The sequence below is a fragment of the Aquisalibacillus elongatus genome (genome assembly GCF_003843875.1).
Classification (GTDB): Bacteria; Bacillota; Bacilli; order Bacillales; family Alkalibacillaceae; genus Aquisalibacillus; species Aquisalibacillus elongatus.
This window is the reverse complement of sequence record NZ_RKRF01000007.1, coordinates 205,905-225,971: the sequence shown is the minus strand read 5'-3', so window position 1 is coordinate 225,971 and position 20,067 is coordinate 205,905. Positions and strand designations below refer to the sequence as shown.

Annotated in this window: 17 protein-coding genes, 1 pseudogene and 1 other annotated feature; of the genes and pseudogenes, 4 read left to right on the top strand and 14 right to left on the bottom strand. The window is 36.9% G+C overall.

Going from position 1 to position 20,067, the window contains the following annotated elements; all coding sequences use genetic code 11:
- Positions 1-53: 53 nt before the first annotated feature.
- The 4 genes from EDC24_RS01670 to EDC24_RS15090 all read right to left on the bottom strand — a co-directional run bounded on the left by EDC24_RS01670 (position 54) and on the right by EDC24_RS15090 (position 6,340).
- Positions 54-1,772 (bottom strand): sensor domain-containing diguanylate cyclase, encoded by a 1,719-nt coding sequence (locus EDC24_RS01670; protein WP_124219155.1) that lies wholly within the window; start codon positions 1,770-1,772, stop codon positions 54-56.
- 29 nt (positions 1,773-1,801) lie between these two features.
- The gene (locus EDC24_RS01665; RefSeq protein WP_124219153.1) at positions 1,802-3,097 is read right to left on the bottom strand and encodes a bifunctional folylpolyglutamate synthase/dihydrofolate synthase; all 1,296 of its coding nucleotides are present in this window, start codon (positions 3,095-3,097) and stop codon (positions 1,802-1,804) included.
- A 53-nt stretch (positions 3,098-3,150) separates the two neighbouring features.
- The gene (locus EDC24_RS01660; protein WP_124219151.1) at positions 3,151-5,796 is read right to left on the bottom strand and encodes a valine--tRNA ligase; all 2,646 of its coding nucleotides are present in this window, start codon (positions 5,794-5,796) and stop codon (positions 3,151-3,153) included.
- Positions 5,797-5,864: 68 nt separating this feature from the next.
- Positions 5,865-6,087, bottom strand: a binding site (T-box leader).
- Positions 6,088-6,166: 79 nt separating this feature from the next.
- On the bottom strand, positions 6,167-6,340 hold the full coding sequence (locus EDC24_RS15090; RefSeq protein ID WP_170158436.1) for a hypothetical protein: 174 nt from the start codon (positions 6,338-6,340) through the stop codon (positions 6,167-6,169).
- A gap of 142 nt (positions 6,341-6,482) precedes the next feature.
- Here EDC24_RS15090 and EDC24_RS01655 point away from each other — a divergent pair, with 142 nt between their 5' ends.
- Positions 6,483-6,671: a hypothetical protein gene (locus EDC24_RS01655; protein ID WP_124219149.1), complete on the top strand. Its 189-nt coding sequence runs from the start codon at positions 6,483-6,485 to the stop codon at positions 6,669-6,671.
- Here the strand turns inward: EDC24_RS01655 and EDC24_RS01650 are convergent, their stop codons facing one another.
- Positions 6,672-7,787 carry a LysM peptidoglycan-binding domain-containing protein gene (locus EDC24_RS01650; RefSeq protein WP_124219147.1) on the bottom strand — a complete coding sequence of 372 codons (1,116 nt, stop codon included), beginning with the start codon at positions 7,785-7,787 and terminating at the stop codon, positions 6,672-6,674.
- 119 nt (positions 7,788-7,906) lie between these two features.
- On the opposite strand from EDC24_RS01650, the pseudogene EDC24_RS01645 reads away from it, so the two are divergent.
- Together EDC24_RS01645 and EDC24_RS01640 are read left to right on the top strand one after the other, a co-directional pair.
- Positions 7,907-8,017: pseudogene (locus tag EDC24_RS01645) on the top strand (IS1595 family transposase); the annotation flags it as partial.
- Positions 8,018-8,147: 130 nt separating this feature from the next.
- Positions 8,148-8,432, top strand: coding sequence for a hypothetical protein (locus EDC24_RS01640; protein ID WP_124219145.1), 285 nt, complete (start codon positions 8,148-8,150; stop codon positions 8,430-8,432).
- A gap of 108 nt (positions 8,433-8,540) precedes the next feature.
- Here EDC24_RS01640 and hemL read toward each other — a convergent pair whose 3' ends face one another.
- From hemL to hemA, 6 genes are read right to left on the bottom strand one after another with little or no spacing between them, the layout of a single operon-like run.
- Positions 8,541-9,827: a glutamate-1-semialdehyde 2,1-aminomutase gene (hemL, locus tag EDC24_RS01635; RefSeq protein WP_124219143.1), complete on the bottom strand. Its 1,287-nt coding sequence runs from the start codon at positions 9,825-9,827 to the stop codon at positions 8,541-8,543.
- Positions 9,828-9,841: 14 nt separating this feature from the next.
- The gene (gene hemB, locus EDC24_RS01630; protein WP_124219141.1) at positions 9,842-10,819 is read right to left on the bottom strand and encodes a porphobilinogen synthase; all 978 of its coding nucleotides are present in this window, start codon (positions 10,817-10,819) and stop codon (positions 9,842-9,844) included.
- On the bottom strand, positions 10,812-11,594 hold the full coding sequence (locus EDC24_RS01625; RefSeq protein ID WP_124219139.1) for a uroporphyrinogen-III synthase: 783 nt from the start codon (positions 11,592-11,594) through the stop codon (positions 10,812-10,814). The genes hemB and EDC24_RS01625 overlap by 8 nt, the downstream gene beginning before the upstream one ends.
- Positions 11,594-12,526, bottom strand: coding sequence for a hydroxymethylbilane synthase (gene hemC / locus EDC24_RS01620; RefSeq protein WP_124219137.1), 933 nt, complete (start codon positions 12,524-12,526; stop codon positions 11,594-11,596). Before hemC ends, EDC24_RS01625 begins: the two co-directional genes overlap by 1 nt.
- 10 nt (positions 12,527-12,536) lie before the next feature.
- The gene (locus EDC24_RS01615; RefSeq protein ID WP_124219135.1) at positions 12,537-13,364 is read right to left on the bottom strand and encodes a cytochrome C assembly family protein; all 828 of its coding nucleotides are present in this window, start codon (positions 13,362-13,364) and stop codon (positions 12,537-12,539) included.
- Between the two features lie 19 nt (positions 13,365-13,383).
- Positions 13,384-14,754, bottom strand: coding sequence for a glutamyl-tRNA reductase (gene hemA, locus EDC24_RS01610; protein WP_124219133.1), 1,371 nt, complete (start codon positions 14,752-14,754; stop codon positions 13,384-13,386).
- Positions 14,755-14,951: 197 nt separating this feature from the next.
- Between hemA and EDC24_RS01605 the strand changes: the two genes are divergently transcribed.
- Entirely contained in the window at positions 14,952-15,431 is a 480-nt protein-coding gene (locus EDC24_RS01605; RefSeq protein ID WP_124219131.1) for a LiaI-LiaF-like domain-containing protein, read from the top strand.
- 159 nt (positions 15,432-15,590) lie between these two features.
- Here EDC24_RS01605 and yihA read toward each other — a convergent pair whose 3' ends face one another.
- From yihA to clpX, 3 genes are all read right to left on the bottom strand, one after another.
- Complete coding sequence (gene yihA / locus EDC24_RS01600; protein WP_124219128.1) at positions 15,591-16,172, bottom strand: ribosome biogenesis GTP-binding protein YihA/YsxC; 582 nt, start codon at positions 16,170-16,172, stop codon at positions 15,591-15,593.
- Positions 16,173-16,190: 18 nt separating this feature from the next.
- Positions 16,191-18,521, bottom strand: coding sequence for an endopeptidase La (lon, locus tag EDC24_RS01595; protein WP_124219127.1), 2,331 nt, complete (start codon positions 18,519-18,521; stop codon positions 16,191-16,193).
- A 162-nt stretch (positions 18,522-18,683) separates the two neighbouring features.
- Positions 18,684-19,970 (bottom strand): ATP-dependent protease ATP-binding subunit ClpX, encoded by a 1,287-nt coding sequence (gene clpX / locus EDC24_RS01590; protein WP_124219125.1) that lies wholly within the window; start codon positions 19,968-19,970, stop codon positions 18,684-18,686.
- Positions 19,971-20,067: the final 97 nt, after the last annotated feature.

Here is a 20,067-nt window from a genome sequence, read left to right as displayed (position 1 = left end):
TAACAAACTAAAAACCTCCTAAACCACTTAGTGATTTAGGAGATTTATCAAACTTATACAGATAGTGATGCAACTTTATTCTTACCGTCGCGTTTAGCTCCAACATACATGGATCGGTCAGCGTTACGGATAAGTTCTTGTGGTGTTTCGCATTGATCCGGATATGTTGCGACACCAAAACTTGCTGTAACATGAATCTCTTGTACTTCATAGTTTCCATTAATAGGTTTGTACAATACAAACGGCTTACTCGCAATAGCGTGACGGATGTCTTCAGCTAATTGAACGACCTCATGATGAGGTATGTTTTTAACCAGAATTGTAAATTCCTCACCGCCATATCTAGCAATCACACCATAATGACCGAACATATCTACTAACCGTTTAGCTAATTCAGCTAAAACTTCGTTACCAGATTCATGGCCATATTTGTCATTAATCGCCTTAAATGAATCAAGGTCTAAAATAATAACAGAAATGGTTTCATCTAGTCCCTTAGCTGTTAAGTCATTGACGTAACTGTCGAGATATTCGATGAAATACCTATAATTATATAAGCTAGTCAATTGATCTCGTTGACTTTTTGTTTTAGCTGATTCATAATGTCGAGCATTTTCAATAGCTACGGACAAGAAGTTTGCCAAAATTTCTAATAGCATTAAATGATATTTTTCATACGCATTAATTTCATCGGATGCAACCGTTAAAACACCGACGATCTTATTATTCCTTAAAATCGGCACTCCTAGAGCACTATTAATATGAGCTGGTAACTCATTATGATTTAAGTTAAATAAATCTTTCTTTCGTGTAATCATTATACTTCGATTGTCTTCATAAACTTTTCCGGCAAATCCTTCACCTTTATACATCTTATAATCTTTTTTCAAGTTATACCCATTTTCATCCATATAACGTATTAAGTTCATACTCTCAGTGTCACTTGTAATATCAAACACGTAGATATTAGTTGCTGGAATTAAATGCTTTACTTCATTGATAAAAGTATCTAAGACACCTTTTACATTTAGGCTCTTCGATAACTCATGACCAACTTGACTTGTTAAATGCAAATATTTATTGACTCGTTGACTGTTGTGATAATAGGAGAATACGAGTGAAATTAGGACAAAAGGAATCCCTACAAAAAAGACGGCTATGGCCTCAATTTCTACATACATTAAATATAGTAAAAGTCCTAATGGGAACCCTAATAAAGTTGTGCCCGAATCTATTAACAGACTCTTAGGGAATATAGAAAATTTTTCACGGTTAACATATGACTGAATGATCGTTAAACCAAATTGGTTTACTAAAATAGATGTAAGAATATAGCCGATGACGGGAATAACCTGTTCTACTGTATCAAAAGTCAGAATTCCTGTAGTTCCTCCTAATAAATAATATACACCGGCTGCACTGATTGATGTTAATAAGAGGTTGGTGGAATTAGTCGGAATTCGATGGGCTTCATCTTTTTTTAGTTTAATTTTCACAAATAAGGCGAGTAATGAAATCTGTGTTAACATTAATTCAACAAATAATCCGTAATATAAAAAGGCTGCCAAACTAATTCCGTTAACGAAGAAAACAGTTATTTTCCCTACTCTAATAGGAAAAATGGCCACAGCGCTAACGACGATTGCAAAAGCTAATAAATCAAACCAATTCCCATTAATAACTGGTTTGAATTCTATGTACGAATAGATCGTAATCGTCGGAAATGCTATAAGCCAGACCGTCCATATTGTGATGAGTTTAGATTTCGCCATATATACCCCTACATTTCCCTCTAAATTAATCAATCATAACGTATTAAATACTCACGAACCTCAGATACAAAGTACAAGGAACCAGTCACTACAAGAACTTTAGATAAATCTCTCTCTCTAATAAAATCGTCCAAAATGCTTTTCCAATTTTCTGACACTATTATATCATAAATATCAAACTTTTGTAATAGTTCTTTTTTACTATAACTCTTAAAAAAGTCAAAAGTGGTAAGTGTTATATCGTCATAATATTGATTTAACGTTTTTACCATTAATTTGATCGATTTATTTTTTACAACAGACATTAATATTTTTACATCCTGATCATCATATCGTTTTCTTAGTGAATCAATAAGTTCACGTAAAGCCTCGGGATTATGAGCACCATCCATTATAATAGTCGGTTCCCTCTGAACCATTTCAAAGCGTCCAACCCATTTTGAATTTTCTATACCTTTACTTATTTTCTCGATTGATATAGAAAATCCTTCAATTTCAGACAACTTTTTAAAAGACTTAATAGATAATGTCGCATTTTCGACTTGGTGCTTTCCGACCATGTTTAATTTAATAGAAGATATTTCCAAAGATTCATCTTGATATGAAAAAATCTCTCCTCTTTCAAAAGAACTTCTCCACTCATATTCATAATCCTCATGCAAATGATCTATGGAACAGTTTTCTGAAATAGCTTTTTGACATATGACTTCATAGGCTTCCTTTTTTATCTCATTCGTAATTACTGGGGTATTTGCTTTTATAATCCCGGCTTTTTCATAAGCAATTTTTCCTAATGTATCACCTAATATATCCATATGGTCATAACCGATCATTGTAATGATAGATAATAATGGATTAATGATATTAGTCGAATCTAAGCGACCACCTAATCCAACTTCCATAATCGTATAGTCTACGTTTTCATCTTGAAAATACTTCAGCGCTATTACGGTAATAATTTCAAATTCCGTCGCTCTTCCTAAGTGAGTTGTATCGGCTAATTCTTCACATAAAGGCTTAATGACAGAGACATAGTGAACAAGCTTGTCACTGTCAATTGGAGCGCCATTAATACTGATTCTTTCATTAAAAACTTCTATATAGGGTGAGGTAAACGTACCAACTGTAAAGTGATGCTCTTGCATAATATTTCTTAAAAATGTAACGGTAGATCCTTTTCCATTTGTCCCTGCGACATGGATGAGCTTTAATTCCTTTTGTGGATTATTTAGGCGGTCTAATAACCACTCCACCCTTTCTAATCCAGGTTTAATGCCAAATTTAATTTGATCGTGGATCCATTGAATGGCTTCTTGTTCGTTCATTGAAATCCCCTCATATGAATAAATTGCCTGCACGAGGCAGGCAATTTTTATTATTACACATTCTTTAGTTCGTTTAATCGTTGCTGGACTAACTTTTGTTTTTCAAGGTAATCTTGTTCTTTATCTCGTTCTTCTTGAACGATATGCTCTGGTGCTTTACTAACAAAGCTTTCGTTCGCTAATTTCTTTTGAAGGCGATCGACTTCTTTATTCCACTTCTCTAATTCTTGTTCTAAGCGTTCAACTTCTGCATCAATGTCAATTAATCCTTCAAGTGGGAAAAAGATTTCCGCACCCGTTACAACATCGCTTTTAGCTTGTTCTGGAACATCTGGGTTAGTCGAAATCGTAAGTTCTTCCGGATTACAGAATCGATCTAGATAAACTCTATTTTGATTTAACTCTTCAACAACTGTTTCATCATTGGCTTTGATGATGATTTTAATTTCCTTAGACATTGGTGTATCCACTTCAGAGCGTACATTTCTTACTGAACGGATGATCGATACGAGTCTTTGCATTTCTTTAGACGATTGTTCGTTACTATATTCTGTCTTAACTTCTGGCCAAGGTGCTTCAACTATTGAATCGCCTTGATGAGGAATGTGCTGCCAGATTTCCTCAGTGATAAATGGCATGAACGGATGAAGCATTTTTAAGATATGGTCAAGCGTCACAATTAATACAGAGCGTGTTGTTTGTTTAGCTTGCTCATCGTCACCATATAAAGGCAATTTAGCCATTTCAATATACCAGTCGCAGAACTCATCCCAAATAAAGTTATAAAGATAACGTCCCGCTTCACCGAAGTCATAACGGTCAATATTTCGTGTGACATTCTCAATCGTTTCGTTTAAACGAGTTAAAATCCATTCATCAGCTAACGATTTATCCTTTGATAAATCAATATCTTCATATTTAAAGTCCTCAAGATTCATAATCACAAATCGTGAAGCGTTCCAAATTTTGTTGGCAAAATTCCATGTTGCTTCAACTTTCTCCCAATGGAAACGTAAGTCCTGACCAGGTGACGATCCAGTAGCTAAGAAGTAACGTAATGAATCCGCACCATATTGATCGATGACATCCATCGGGTCAACGCCATTCCCTAATGATTTACTCATCTTACGGCCTTCAGCATCTCTTACTAATCCGTGAATTAATACGTCTTTAAATGGGCGACGATTCGTAAATTCTTTTGATTGGAAGATCATTCTGGAAACCCAGAAGAAAATAATGTCATACCCTGTAACTAACGCGTTTGTTGGGAAATAGCGTTGAAAATCAGCACTGTTTTCATCTGGCCAGCCCATTGTAGAAAATGGCCATAACGCAGATGAGAACCACGTATCTAATACATCATCATCTTGTTTCCAATTCTCGATATCTTTTGGTGCCTCACGTCCAACATGAACCTCGCCCGTTTCCTTATGATACCAAGCTGGAATTCTGTGCCCCCACCATAATTGACGAGAAATACACCAATCGCGAATGTTTTCCATCCAGTTTAAATAAGTGTTTTCAAAACGTTCTGGGATGAAGTTAACTTTATCCTCTGACTTTTGTAATTGAATGGCTTCTTCAGCTAATGGTCCCATTTTAACGAACCATTGCGTTGAAAGATAAGGTTCAACAACAGCTCCGCTACGCTCTGAGTGTCCTACCGAATGTTCATGTTCTTCGATTTTGAATAAAACACCATCGTCTTGAAGGTTTTTCACTAACTGTTTACGACACTCAAAACGATCCATTCCTTGATATTTACCAGCGTTTTCATTCATCGAGCCATCTTCATTCATAACAAGTACACGTTCTAGATTGTGACGATTACCAATCTCAAAGTCATTTGGATCGTGAGCAGGTGTAATTTTAACCGCACCAGAACCGAATTCCATGTCGACATAATCGTCAGCTACAATTTCAATTTCACGACCAACGATTGGCAAGATTGCTTTTTTACCAATTAGATGTTTATAGCGTTCATCCTCTGGGTGTACAGCAATTGCCGTATCCCCTAACATTGTCTCAGGACGTGTCGTCGCAATTTCAATCTCACCTAAGCCGTCTTTAAGAGGATATTTCATGTGATAAAAAGCACCTTTTACCTCTTTATAAATAACCTCAATATCAGATAGAGCTGTTTGCGTGCTAGGGTCCCAATTAATAATATACTCGCCGCGATAAATGAGCCCTTTTTCGTAAAGAGTGACAAAAACTTCTCTTACAGCATTTGAAAGCCCTTCGTCTAAGGTAAAACGTTCACGAGAATAATCCAGTCCTAATCCGAGTTTTTCCCATTGTTGACGAATAAATGATGCATATTCTTCTTTCCAATCCCAAGAACGTTCTAAGAACTTCTCACGCCCTAAATCATAACGTGAAATACCTTCTTCTTTAAGTTTGCCTTCAACTTTTGCCTGTGTCGCAATTCCCGCATGGTCCATCCCAGGAAGCCAAAGAACATCATAGCCTCTCATACGCTTGTAACGTGTAATGATGTCTTGTAGCGTTGTATCCCAAGCATGCCCTAAGTGCAATCGACCTGTTACATTTGGTGGCGGAATGACAACCGTAAACGGTTCTTTACTTTCATCATCTTTCGCTTCAAAAACCTTTCCATCCACCCAAAACTTATATCGGTCTTTTTCAACCTCTTGCGGATGATACTTTGGTGCCATTGATGTTTGTTGATCAGTCATCCATTACCCTCCTAAACATTTATACTTAAAAATTTTAGTAACAAAATAAAAAAATCTTTTCATCCAACATAAAGGACGAAAAGATTATTCGCGGTACCACCTTTGTTCACAGACTACGAACTAGACTGTGCGGCTTAAATACATAACGGAGTTCCCGGGTTCATATACTTAATTTCCATGAACCTGCATATTCAGAGCGACCTTCCAAGCTTTCATACCGAGGAAACTCTCAGCAACTGTTTCCCTTTCTGTCGGAATCCAACCTGTACTCCTCTCTTACAAGCATTTAGACTATTAATTTATTGTGCTTATATTTTATACACAAACCGCCTATTAGTCAATCATTTCCTAGAATGTTTTACATCATACATTAATCTGTGTTTTTAGCTTTGAGTTCGTGAAGAATTTCTTTTAAAACACTATATACATTTTGCAATGTAATAATCACAAACCCTAGCATGATAAATGTTACGATCTCACCTGTTATTACAGATATGAATGCTAATATTATGGCATATAAAACGTATAGCCAACTAAGGTTCATTACCGTCACTCCCACTTCATTATAAGCTGTCTATAATCTATCAGTTCAACAAAAAAAGCATAAACCCTTTTTTGAGTTAATGCTTTTTTTAACACACTTTATCTCCTTCCATCATATCGTGATAATAGAGAGGAGGAGACAAATGGCTAGATATTATCGCTACCGCCTACCGCCTTGGGCAAGGCATTTTATTTTTGTTATTGAAAAATGTACTCTCCCAATCATGATCTTCCAACTCATCAGAACGTTACTCTTCCCAACTACGCTAGATGTATTCTTAGCAGGTGTCCTGGTGGGATTGTATATAGCATTTTACTTAGAATGGATTTAATTATTTTTTATACGGAACATATAATACATCGCCGGTTTTTAAATCGGCGCGATCTTCTAAGCCATTAAGATGTTCTAATTGAGATACCGACACTTGATAAGCATCCGCAATTGAGTCGAGAGTTTCATTTTCCTGGACAAATCTCATACGCACACTTACTTTCTCAGGTTCCTCATCATCTCTAAAGAAATTTGATAAATATTTTAGTCCAAATGGCTTTTTCTTTTGTTCTCCACTTTGATCATCATCTTTGTCATCTTTCATATCATAATCGTCTTCATCCTGTTCTTGAGTTGGTTTTTCTTTTTTCTGATCTTTCACTTCTTGAACAGATTTTTCTTTTTCTTCTGGTTGATCTTCTACCTCTTGAACTGGTGATTCTTTCTCTTTTTCTTTTTTTACTTCCTGTACAGGTTCTTCATACTCCATATTTTCATTTTCTTCATCCATCATTTCTTGATTTTCTTCTGCTTCTTGTTTGGCCTTTTCTTCTTTTTTATTGAAAAACTCACTGAAAGATTGAGACTCTTTCTTCTGCCAGAATTCACGTCCTTTTTCTGGCGGTTCATGAGCTGGTGCTTCATCTACTTCATCATCTTCATAACTTGGAATTTCTTCAAGTTCAAAATCAGAATTCATTTGTTCCTCTTCTTCTACGTCTTCTCTATTCATGGATTCTTCCTGCATTTCGACTTGCGACAAACGAATTTTTGCATACACGTGAAGACTTTTCGGTTCTGGCAATTCATAATCAAAATACTCAATCTCAACATCCGGTTCACCCGTTTGGGTCACACGATTACTAGGAATGGTAATATCTACCGGGATTGGGTATTGAAATGTAGTAAATCCATTGTCCAAAGCCTTGACTTGCTGAACGTAATTTTCCGATTCTTCCTGATCATCGACATAATACATTGGCTCTTCACGAGGCAAAGATTGATAATCCCCAGATACCATCAAAACCCCACGCAACTGGATGTAATTCGATTCTTTTATAATATTAACATCCGGTTGAATGGAGATGCCGTATAAATCGTCAATCTCTTCCCCTTGGCGAAACGTGATGTGTTCATGTAAATCGAATAAAAAAGGTTCATTTCCGTTATGACTCACGACTCATCCTCCTCACAAATATCCTTTACCACTACATATATGACAACTTGTTTCTAAAAAGAACTTTTTGGAAGGAGAATTCGAGAATGAGACTTAGAGATTTTTTGACTTCTTCAACTAATTACCTTGCGTGGTTCCAAGTGCTTGAGAGTAATCAACACCAACTTAACGAAGTCACGGTTAATGATATGATATTAAAAGGGAATTTAATTCCAATTGTCGAAACATAAACTAAAGATTGTCTAAGTTTACTGTTAAATTTCTTTATTCAACTAACAGTACATGTTTGTTCAATTAGAAATCACAAAAAGAAAAGCAGTATTATTCCAAGGTATAAATAAAACATATGGAGGAATAGTTATGTGGGTAATATTAGGTGTTATTGCTATAATAGTAACTTTTTTAAATCTTTATATGTATTCAGCAGGAAAGGATTATAAGCTTGCTATGGCGATGGGATTATCATTTACAGCATTAACACTTTGTGCAGAATACAGTCTTGTATCGGAGTGGGTAGAAGCGGAAGATTGGGCAGCTTTAGAGGATGTAGTACCTGGTATGGAAAGGGCATTATGGTTTTTGACAATTGTTTCTATCTTACTAAATATAGCACCTATACTATTAGAACGAAAAGGTAAGAAATAATGACTTATTTTCACATCATTTATATTTTTTCTATAAATATCAACATTTATCTTTAACATAGCCTTTACCATAAAAACTCCTACCGTTATTAAACGATAGGAGCCTGAATTACTTAGAATAAGATTCAAATGCTTTTTTGACTGCTTCGATTGTTTTTTCGATGTCCTCATCAGTATGAGCAGTTGATAAAAATACGCCTTCAAACTGTGATGGTGGTAGGAAGATTCCTTGTTCAGCCATGGAACGGTAGTACTTCGCAAACCATTCTAAATCAGATGACTGAGCCGTTTCAAAATTAATTACCTCTTGATCAGTAAAGAAAAAGCCTAACATGGAGCCTGCACGGTTAACTTGAAGAGGAACGCCGTGCTCCACCGCTGCTTGATTATATCCTTCAATTAATCGGTCGGCTTTACGGTTAATGTCTTCATAAGACTCTTCTGTTAACTGACTTAACGTCTCATATCCTGCCGCCATAGCGAGTGGGTTCCCGGATAGTGTGCCGGCTTGATAAATGTCACCGACTGGAGCAATTTTCTCCATAATGTCGCGTCTTCCACCATAAGCCCCAACTGGAAGGCCGCCACCGATGACTTTTCCTAAGCACGTTAAGTCTGGCGTGACATCAAAGTGGCCTTGAGCACAGTTATAGCCTACTCGGAAACCTGTCATGACCTCATCAAAAATAAGCAATGACCCGTGTTCGTTCGTCACATCTCTTAAAAAGCTTAAGAAGTCATTCACAGGCGGGACAACACCCATATTTCCTGATACTGGTTCCACGATTACTGCTGCAATATCATCCCCATACTGTTCAAAAGCATACTTGACGCTTTCCTGATCATTATAAGGGACTGTAATCGTATTCTTCGCAATAGATGCTGGAACACCAGGGCTATCAGGAAGGCCAAGTGTGGCAACCCCTGAACCTGCTTTTATTAGTAAAGAGTCTCCGTGACCATGATAGTTTCCTTCGAACTTGAGAATCTTATCACGGCCTGTAAAGCCACGTGCTAACCGTAGTGCACTCATAGTCGCTTCTGTACCAGAGTTAACCATTCTAACCATTTCAATTGATGGCACACGGTCAATTAGCAACTGCGCGAGTTTGTTTTCATACTCCACATTGGCACCAAAGCTCGTCCCTTTTGCCATCACTTTTTGTAACGTGTTTACGACTTGTTCGTGTGCATGACCTAAAATTAACGGTCCCCAACTTAGAACGTAATCAATGTACTCATTGCCATCAACATCATAAATCTTAGACCCTTTACCTTCTTCCATGTAAATCGGGTCCATATTTACTGAGTTGAACGCTCTTACAGGTGAATTCACACCACCTGGCATTAATTCAACAGCTTCTTGAAATAATTCTTTAGATCTTTCTTGATTCATAAAATGAACCTCCTTTATCTTTGAATCCATTTAGCTGCATCTTTTGCAAAATACGTAATAATTAAATCTGCTCCTGCCCGCTTCATTGATAAAAGTTTTTCTAAAACGATTTGCTCTTCATCAATCCAACCGTTTAAAGCGGCGGCTTTAACCATTGAAAATTCACCGCTCACATTATACGCAACAACTGGAACGTTAAAACGGTCACGTACTTCACGCATGATATCCAAATATGTCATCGCTGGCTTGACGATTAAAAAGTCTGCACCTTCCACGATGTCTGACTCCGCCTCACGCTGAGCCTCTAAGCGATTCGCTGGGTCCATTTGATAAGTTTTTCGGTCGCCAAACTGTGGCGTACTTCCAGCAGCATCTCTAAAAGGTCCGTAAAAAGCCGACGCATATTTGATCGCGTATGACATGATCGGTATATTTTCGAATCCTGCTTCATCCAATCCTTGGCGAATTTCTGTTACGAAACCGTCCATCATATTAGATGGAGCAATGATATCCGCTCCTGCCTTCGCTTGGGAAACCGCCGTTTGCACTAATAAAGGCAAGGACTTGTCATTATCAACGAACTGGTGTTCAATCACACCACAGTGGCCGTGATCCGTATACTCGCACAAGCAAGTATCCGCAACGACTAATACGTCAGGGTAGTTTTCTTTAATAAAGCGAGTTGCTTGTTGAATAATGCCATCATCATTATAAGCCTCTGATCCAACTGCATCTTTATGGTCTGGAATTCCAAATAATAGAACGCCTCGAATACCTAATTCAACGACTTCGTCCATCTCTTCACCTAAACGGTCAATAGATATCTGATGAATCCCTGGCATTGATGGTACTTCTACTTTCTTCCCTTTTTCTTCTAACACAAAAATAGGATAAATTAGGTCCTCAGTATGTAAATGTGTCTCGCGTACTATATCGCGCATGCTTTTAGACGATCTTAATCTTCTGTGACGATCAAATGGTAAATTACTCATCAAATGACTCCTTTCGTTGATAGAAATCAATAACAGACTCTGCTAAATCTTCTAACGTATAAACTTGTGGCATAATGGTTTGACGAAAACCTTTATTTATAGCGTGTTCTTTAGTTGTTTGCCCAATACAAAAGCAAGGCAAATCCAAAATATAAGGCTTTTGAACTTTTAGTAGTTCAAATAATGCATCAATAGATGAGGGGGAAGTGAAAGCCCAGGCGTCCACGTCATGTTGATTATAAGTATCTTCGATGTATGGCTTGGCTTTTTCATTCACAATGGTTTGATATACGTAAAGATTTTGAAACGGAACCTCATGATCGTTTAGACTTTCATCTATTATTTGTCGAGATAAATTACCTTTCACTAATAACACGTGTTGAGGTTTCTTTTCATCTAAAAATTGTTGGCTGAAATGTTCAGCATCAAACACCTCTGGGACAAAATCCGCTTCAAATCCATACCGATTAAGCTCAGCTTCAGTTTTCGTACCTACTACTGCGAATTTAAAATGTCTTAATTGTTCCGTCGACAAACCATATTGCTTTAAAGCATAGAAAAAATAATATACACCATTGGCACTCGTCGTCACAATCCAGTCAAACCTAGATATTTGGCTTAGTACGTTCAGGCTTTTCTCTGGTATCCAAGGTTCGAAGGTGATTAACGATTTTCCCAAAACATCAATCCCAACGTGCTCAAGGGGCTTTATAAACCCCTCAGCCTGTTGTCGATCTCTTGAGATAAACACTCGCTTCCCCACATGTAAAGACATTAGCTCTCATCCAATTCTCTTTTAGCTTCTTCGACTAAATCTTTAGCCCCTTGTGAAATTAATTCATTGGCTGCTGCTTCACCAGCTTTGATCGGGTCTTGATCACGTTTTTGCGTTTTTAAGATTATTTTACCATCTGAAGATGATACTAAGGCTGTCAACACGATATCATCACCTTCACGCACTGCATAACCTGCAATCGGGACCTGACAGCTTCCTTCTAGCATACTTAAAAACTTGCGTTCAGCTGAAACCGTTGTTGCCGTATATTCATTGTTAATTTTATTTAATAACTCTATTAGCTCATCATCGCTTTCACGACATTCGATGGCTAACGCACCTTGTCCTACTGCCGGAAGACAAACTTCAGGTTCTAAAAATTGTGTGACTAATTCAGTCGACCAGCCCATACGTTTTAACCCCGCTGCAGCTAAAATAATCGCATCAAAATTTTCTTCTTTTAGTTTTCTTAAACGTGTTTCAATATTACCGCGAATCCAATGGATATTAAGATCAGGACGATAAGCTTGAACTTGTGCCCCTCGTCGCAGACTGCTTGTTCCAACAACGGCACCTTCTTTTAAATCATCTAATGAAACGTGATCATTAGAAATAAACGCATCACGGTGGTCTTCACGTTCCGGTACGCAAGCAATTTTTAAACCGTCTGGAAGTTGTGACGGCATATCTTTCATACTATGTACTGCCATATCAACTTCATGGTCGAACATAGCCTCTTCGATTTCTTTTACAAATAGACCTTTACCGCCAACTTTAGAAAGAGTGACATTTTGAATTTTATCGCCTTTTGTGACAATTTTTTTGATTTCAAATTCATATTGGTCTGTTTCTTTTTTGAGTTGATCAATCACCCATTCCGTCTGAGTCATGGCGAGATTACTTCTTCTTGAACCAATCACAATTTTTCTCATCGTGTGCCTCCTAATTAAAATGGAAATTTGAAAGTAGTGTAAATAGGAAATAGTTTAAAAATAAAATCGAAAAAGCCATTGAATTCAATATAGCTAAATCTTTTCCCACTGTACGTTTAGTCGCTCTTCTATAAATAATGACACTGTATATAATCAAAACAATGAATGACCCAATTGTTTTCGGATCAATCCAGTAAAATAATTCTTGTGCTGTATATGCCCATATTACCCCTAAAACTAACGAAATAAACAGTAACGGAGCTGAGAGAATCATTAATAAAAAAGATAAATCTTCTAATTGACCTAACTGGCCTAAACGTTTAATGGTTCGTCCCCATTTCTTTTCCTTCAACATCTTAAATTGTAATAAATATAAGATTGAAAAAGCAAAAGATATAGTAAAAAGTGTATACGACAAAAAGGCTAATACGATATGAGCTAACAACATTTCACTCATAAACTGTGTTCCAAATGTTGTATCCGCTTGATTTAAATGTGACACTAGGAAAATTAACATAATAATAAACCCAATGACATTCATGACAAATACTAAGAAGTCTACTCTGTAAAAGTAATTAACGACGACAGATACAAGTAAAATCAGCCAAGCATAAAAATATAAGCCTTCCGTTATACTTAAAATCGGTAATGTTCCTGATACGTAAATCTCTCTAAATAAAAAAATGGTCTGTAAAAACCAAACCAATAAAAGTAACCAGAAGGCCATTTGATTGGCCTTCCGGTCTTGTTTGACAAAATCATAGAAGTACATCATTAAACTGAGACCATACAGAATAACGATTAACTCATATATATGAAAATCTTCAAAGGCACTCATAGGAGTTTCCCCTTATTTATTAACGGTGTTGAATTGCCTGAATTAAACCTGCTACAGGATGAGAATAGCTGACTTTCTCTTGACTTTGATGTTTTTGACTTTGTTGTTCTAATTCTTCTTTCACTTCATCATCTATGCCAAAGACGCGAATAAATAGTTTAAGCATATCATCTGCATGCTCTTCTCCAGCCATTTCTTTTGCCTGTAAAATTGGCTCTTTCAACATTTGATTAATAATACTTTTTGTGTGCTTATTTAACACTTTTCGTTCACGTGCCGTTAAATCAGGCATTTTTCTTTCAATAGATGCCATGGTTTCCTCTTGAATGGATAGAGCCTTTTTACGTAACGCTGAGATGATTGGAACGACGCCTAATGTGGTTAACCATTCTTCAAATTCGTCCATTTCCGCTTCAATCATCGTTTCAATCTGAGCAGCTGCCTTTTGACGCTCCGATAAATTTTGATCAACAATACCTTGTAAATCATCAATATCATATAAGAAGACATTCTCAAGTTGATCAATTGCCGGATCTAGATTTCGTGGTACGGCAATATCTACTAGGAAAAGCGGCTTTCCGTTACGTTTTTTTAATAATGAAGCCATTTGGTCTTTAGATAAAACATAGTCATCTGTCCCAGCTGATGTAATCAGAATATCAGCTTCTTGTAATACCTCTTCGAACTTTTCTAATGACTTAGCTTGACCATTAAATCTAGAAGCTAATTCTTCTGCCTTAGATAGCGTTCTGTTGACCACAGTAATTTGGCTCACACCACTTCCATGTAAGTTTTCAACTGCTAGTTCACCCATTTTACCAGCACCTAGAATTAGAACGTGCTGATTTTGAAGTTGTCCAAAAATGGTTTTCGATAATTCAACAGCTGCATAACTAATAGAAACCGCGTGTTCACCAATATCTGTATCCTTATGACCACGTTTAGCACTTGTAATTGCTTGCTTAAACAACTGATTAAAGATTAGACCTGATGCATCTTGTTCTTGCGCGACTTCGAAAGCATTTTTAACTTGGCCAAGAATTTGGGTTTCACCTAAAACCATGGAATCTAGTCCTGCCGATACACGGAAAAGGTGCTGAATGGCATCTTTATCTTCGTAAATTTCCACATGGTCCGTAACGTGATCCACCTCGACAGAGAACCAGTTAGCCATAAATCGTTTAACATAATAACGCCCAGTATGTAACTGGTCCGCCACTACGTATATTTCCGTGCGATTACAAGTTGAAACTATTACATTTTCAAGAATACTTTTTTCATGGTTCAAAGCGACCATGGCTTCACCAACATGGTCTTCTTTGAAAGCTAAGTTTTCCCTAATGTCTACTGGGGCTGTCCGATAGTTTAAACTGACGACTAAGACATGCATACCCCTTCACCCCTTATCTATGCGTACAATACTTTATAATGTTATTATACCAATTAAATGGATTTTATTACGTCAACAATCATGAACATAATATGAAAATTTGTGATAATATTAAATTAGAATTATTATTAATAACCATTATTAGATTAACACATGGTTAAGGAACCTTCAAGAATACTGTTTTGGGAGCGGAGTACATGAAGCAACAAAAATCTTTTCTAGGAATTATTCTAATTGGTATTGGAATTTATTTTTTATTACAACAATATTCGATTCCATTCTTATCTCGTTTCGACACATGGCCAACCATACTTATCATATTAGGAATTGCCTTTTTATTCAACGGATATGGTAATAAGCAGCATGAAAGTATCTTCCCTGGGGTCATTTTACTTGGGTTAGGCATTCATTTTCATGCACTCGAACATTCTGCACAGTGGATTGATCATTGGGGAATGTATACGTTAATCATTGGGTTTGCATTTTTATTAAAATCGCAGAAAACAAACCAAGGGATGATGGTTGGAATTATCTTTTTAATTATTTCATTTTTAGCGATTACAACGATTGCCATGCCAAGTTGGTTTTATTGGTTTGATTACGCCTTTTATCATCTTGAGAGGTTTTGGCCTGCTATATTAATCTTAATTGGTGGGTTTTTAATCTTTAAAAAGTAAAAAAGGTCTGAAAAAATATTTTTTAATACACTTTCGACAATATTCACGACCATAAGATCAGAAAAAAGGTCTGAACGTATAAAATTTGGGTCTAAAACACAAAAATATTGGTCTAAAAATTAAAGCTGGGACTAAAATCAATTAGGTCCCAGCTTTAATTTATATATATTGTCTTAAATGTTTCCAAGCTTGATCTTTACCTTCACCTGTCTCAGCGGAGAATGGAATAAGATGATCCTCTTCTTCTAATTCCAACTCCTCTTTAATAATTTTAATATGCTGATCGCGTTTACCCTTTTTGACTTTATCTAGTTTGGTTGCAATCACTAAAACAGGTGAATCAAAATGTTTTAAGAAATCATACATAATAATATCATCTTCAGTTGGTGGGTGACGCATATCAATTAACAGGACGGTCGCTTTTAATGTATCTCGCTCCTGGAAATACTCCTCCATCATACGTCCCCATTTTTCACGCTCTGTTTTAGACACTTTGGCATAACCATAACCCGGCACATCGACAAAATAAAAGGACTCATTAATTTTATAAAAGTTTAATGTCTGGGTTTTCCCTGGTTTAGAAGACGTTCTAGCTAAATTTTTACGCTGAATCATCCGGTTAATAAAAGACGATTTTCCAACGTTCGATCGCCCTGCCAATGCAATCTCGGGAAAGCCTTCATTGGGGTACTGCTGTTTGCTTACGGCACTTATTACAATCTCCGCTTGATTTACCTTCATAACTCATTCTCCTCTATATTATTCATCTTCATTAGGAGGTAGTAAAGCTTGATCCAACACTTCATCTAGGTGTTTAACTTTGACAAAATTCAAGTCTTCTTTAATACTATCTGGAATCTCTTCTAGATCCTTTTCATTCTCAGCTGGCATTAAAATAGTTGTCAGTCCAGCTCGGTGGGCACTTAATGACTTTTCTTTTAAGCCACCAATCGGAAGCACACGTCCACGTAAGGTAATTTCACCCGTCATACCTACTTCCTTTCGAACAGGTCGATTCGTTAAAGCAGATACTAAGGCCGTTGCCATTGTTATACCCGCAGATGGACCGTCTTTTGGTGTTGCACCTTCAGGAACATGAATATGGACATCATATTTTTCATGAAAATCAGGTTCAATTTTTAGCTCATCCGTTCTTGAGCGAATGTAGCTAAACGCTGCTTTTGCTGATTCTTTCATGACGTCTCCTAATTTTCCGGTTAACGTTAACTTACCTGTCCCTTTAGATAATGACACTTCAATCGATAACGTGTCTCCACCAGCTTGTGTATATGCTAATCCTGTCGCTGCTCCGATTTGATGATCGGTTTCAGCTTGACCATAACGAAAACGAGGTTTTCCTAACAGTTCTTCTAACCGTTTTTCGGTAATTACGACCCGTTTTTGTTCACTTGAGACAATGATTTTAGCGGCTTTACGACAAATGGAAGCAAATTGACGTTCCAAGTTACGTACGCCTGCCTCACGCGTATACATACGAATGAGTTTCAAAATTGCATCATCTCTAATTTGCAGCTGACCTTTTGACAAACCATTTTCTTTTAATTGCCTTGGAATAAGGTGCTGTTTAGAGATGTGAAGTTTTTCAAGCTCAGTATAACCAGCTATTGTGATGACTTCCATTCGATCTAATAAAGGTCCAGGAATGGTTGATAAATTGTTAGCCGTTGCAATAAACATGACCTTCGATAAATCATAAGGTTCTTCAATAAAGTGATCACTGTAAGAATGGTTTTGCTCAGGATCTAAAACTTCAAGCATGGCTGATGATGGGTCACCTCTGAAATCACTAGCCATTTTATCAATTTCATCTAATAAAAATACAGGGTTAATCGTTTCAGCTTTTTTCATTCCTTGAATGACACGGCCTGGCATCGCACCAACGTAAGTACGGCGGTGACCTCTAATCTCCGCTTCATCACGAACACCACCTAATGATGCTCTAACGAAATTACGACCTATCGCGCGCGCTACTGATTTTGCAAGAGATGTTTTACCAACACCTGGAGGTCCTACTAAACATAAAATAGGCCCTTTTAAAGAGTCCGTTAATTTTTGAACAGACAAATACTCTAACACGCGCTCTTTCACCTGATCTAAACCATAATGATCTTCATTTAAAATACGCTCTGCACGATTAATCTCTAAATTATCCGTCGTCTCATCAGTCCAAGGTAATGATACGAGCCATTCAATATAATTTCTGATCACAGAGCTTTCAGCTGACGATTGAGGAACTTTTTCATAGCGGTCTAATTCTTTGTAAGCGACATTTTCAATACGCTCTGGCATATCAGCCTGTTCAATCTTTTCTTTTAGTTCCGCAACTTCACCTGTTTTGCCGTCTTTTTCACCGAGCTCCTTTTGAATCGCCTTTAATTGCTCACGTAAGTAATATTCTCTTTGAGTACGTTCCATCGAGTGTTTGACGCGTTGGCCGATCTTTTTCTCCATGGATAAGACTTCTTTTTCATTGGTGATGAGTTGCATAATATAATCAATACGTTCTGGAACGTGGACAATTTCTAATACACGTTGTTTATGTTGAATTTTTAATGATAAGTGCGAGCTAATAATATCAGCTAAATGACCAGGGTCTTCTATGTCTTTAACCGAATCGAACGTTTCTTGATTCAGCTTCTTTGATACTTTTGTAAACTCTTGAAAATCTTCCATTAGCATTCTCATCATGGCTTGTTCTTCAACAGTTTCTCCGTGCTCTTCTTCAAGATTCTCATATGAGACCACAAAAAACTCATCTTCATTTGTAAAACCTTGTACTTCAGCTCGATTTAACCCTTCTACAAGAATACGTCTTGTCCCGTTCGGAAGGTTAACCATTTGTTTAATATGAGCGACGGTACCTGTTTTATATACATCATCTTTAGAAGGCGTATCTAAAGATGTTTCACGTTGAGTTGCTAATAAAATATGATGATCTCTCATCATGGCTTCTTCTAGTGCCTTTACTGATTGATCTCGTCCCACATCTAAATGCATAACCTGTGATGGATATACAACTACGCCACGTAATGGCAGGAGGGGGATGTCTGTTTGTTTATCGTTACCCAATGATGAACACCTCCAACTTTTTCCGTACTCTTATCATATAGAATTACAATTCGCTTGTAAATTAATCAGTGCCTACCTTAGTATGTACGTTCAATATTAATGATATAAATTAAATAAACTCGCCAAGAAGGCGAGTTTATTTCTCAGGCAACTATTTAACGTTTAAGCACTTTCTTTTGGTTCTTCTTCGTTTTGGTCGACGACCGAACCATCTTTCATAACGAGTTTCGGCTTACCATTTTCAAGTTTCACCGTGTCTTCAGTAATGATACATTTCTCAATATCATCTCGAGAAGGTAAGTCGAACATTACATCTAACATAATGCCTTCAATAATCGAGCGTAAACCACGAGCACCTGTCTTACGTTCAATTGCTTTGTTAGAAATGGCTCTTAATGCGTCTTCTTCAAATTCTAACTCCACATCGTCTATATCAAATAATTTCTGATATTGTTTGACTAATGCGTTCTTTGGTTGCGTTAAAATTTCGACTAATGCATCTTCGTCTAATTGCTCTAAGCTTCCAATGACCGGTAAACGACCAATAAACTCTGGAATTAATCCGTAACGAAGTAAATCTTCAGGTAACACCTTCGTTAGAAGATCTTCTTCTTGAACTTCAGCATTTTTAGCTTCTGCACCAAACCCGATTACTTTTTCACCTAAACGACGCTTAACGATTGTATCAATACCATCGAAAGCACCGCCAACGATGAACAGAACATTCGTTGTATCGATTTGGATAAATTCTTGATGAGGATGCTTACGTCCACCTTGTGGCGGTACGCTTGCTTGAGCACCTTCTAAGATTTTAAGTAAGGCCTGCTGAACACCTTCACCTGATACATCACGTGTAATCGATGGGTTCTCAGATTTACGTGCCACTTTATCGATCTCATCAATATAAATAATACCTTTTTCTGCTTTTTCAACATCATAATCAGCTGCTTGAATTAGTTTTAATAAGATATTCTCAACATCTTCACCCACATAACCAGCTTCAGTTAATGATGTTGCATCTGCAATCGCGAATGGTACGTTTAAAATACGAGCTAATGTTTGAGCTAATAAGGTTTTACCACTACCTGTTGGCCCAAGAAGTAGGATGTTACTTTTAGATACTTCTACTTCATCGTTTTTATTTGTATTTGCCATTGAGTTTACACGTTTATAGTGGTTGTAAACAGCGACAGATAGAGACTTCTTCGCCAGTTCTTGACCAATGACATAATCATCTAAAATATCGCAAATCTCTTTTGGTTTTGGAACTTCTTTAAATTCCTCTGTTTCCGTTGAACCTAATTCTTCTTCAACGATTTCTGTGCAAAGATCTATACATTCATCACATATATAAACGCCTGGTCCAGCTACTAATTTTCGAACTTGGTCTTGCGTTTTTCCACAAAATGAGCACTTAAGCTGCCCTTTTTCTTCGTTAAACTTAAACATGCTTTCACCCCATAAAAAAGTTTATCTGTATCTAATCACGGTGTCGTATTATTGTTTGTTTAAATCAATTCCGTAATTCTCATTATGTACTTCAAAA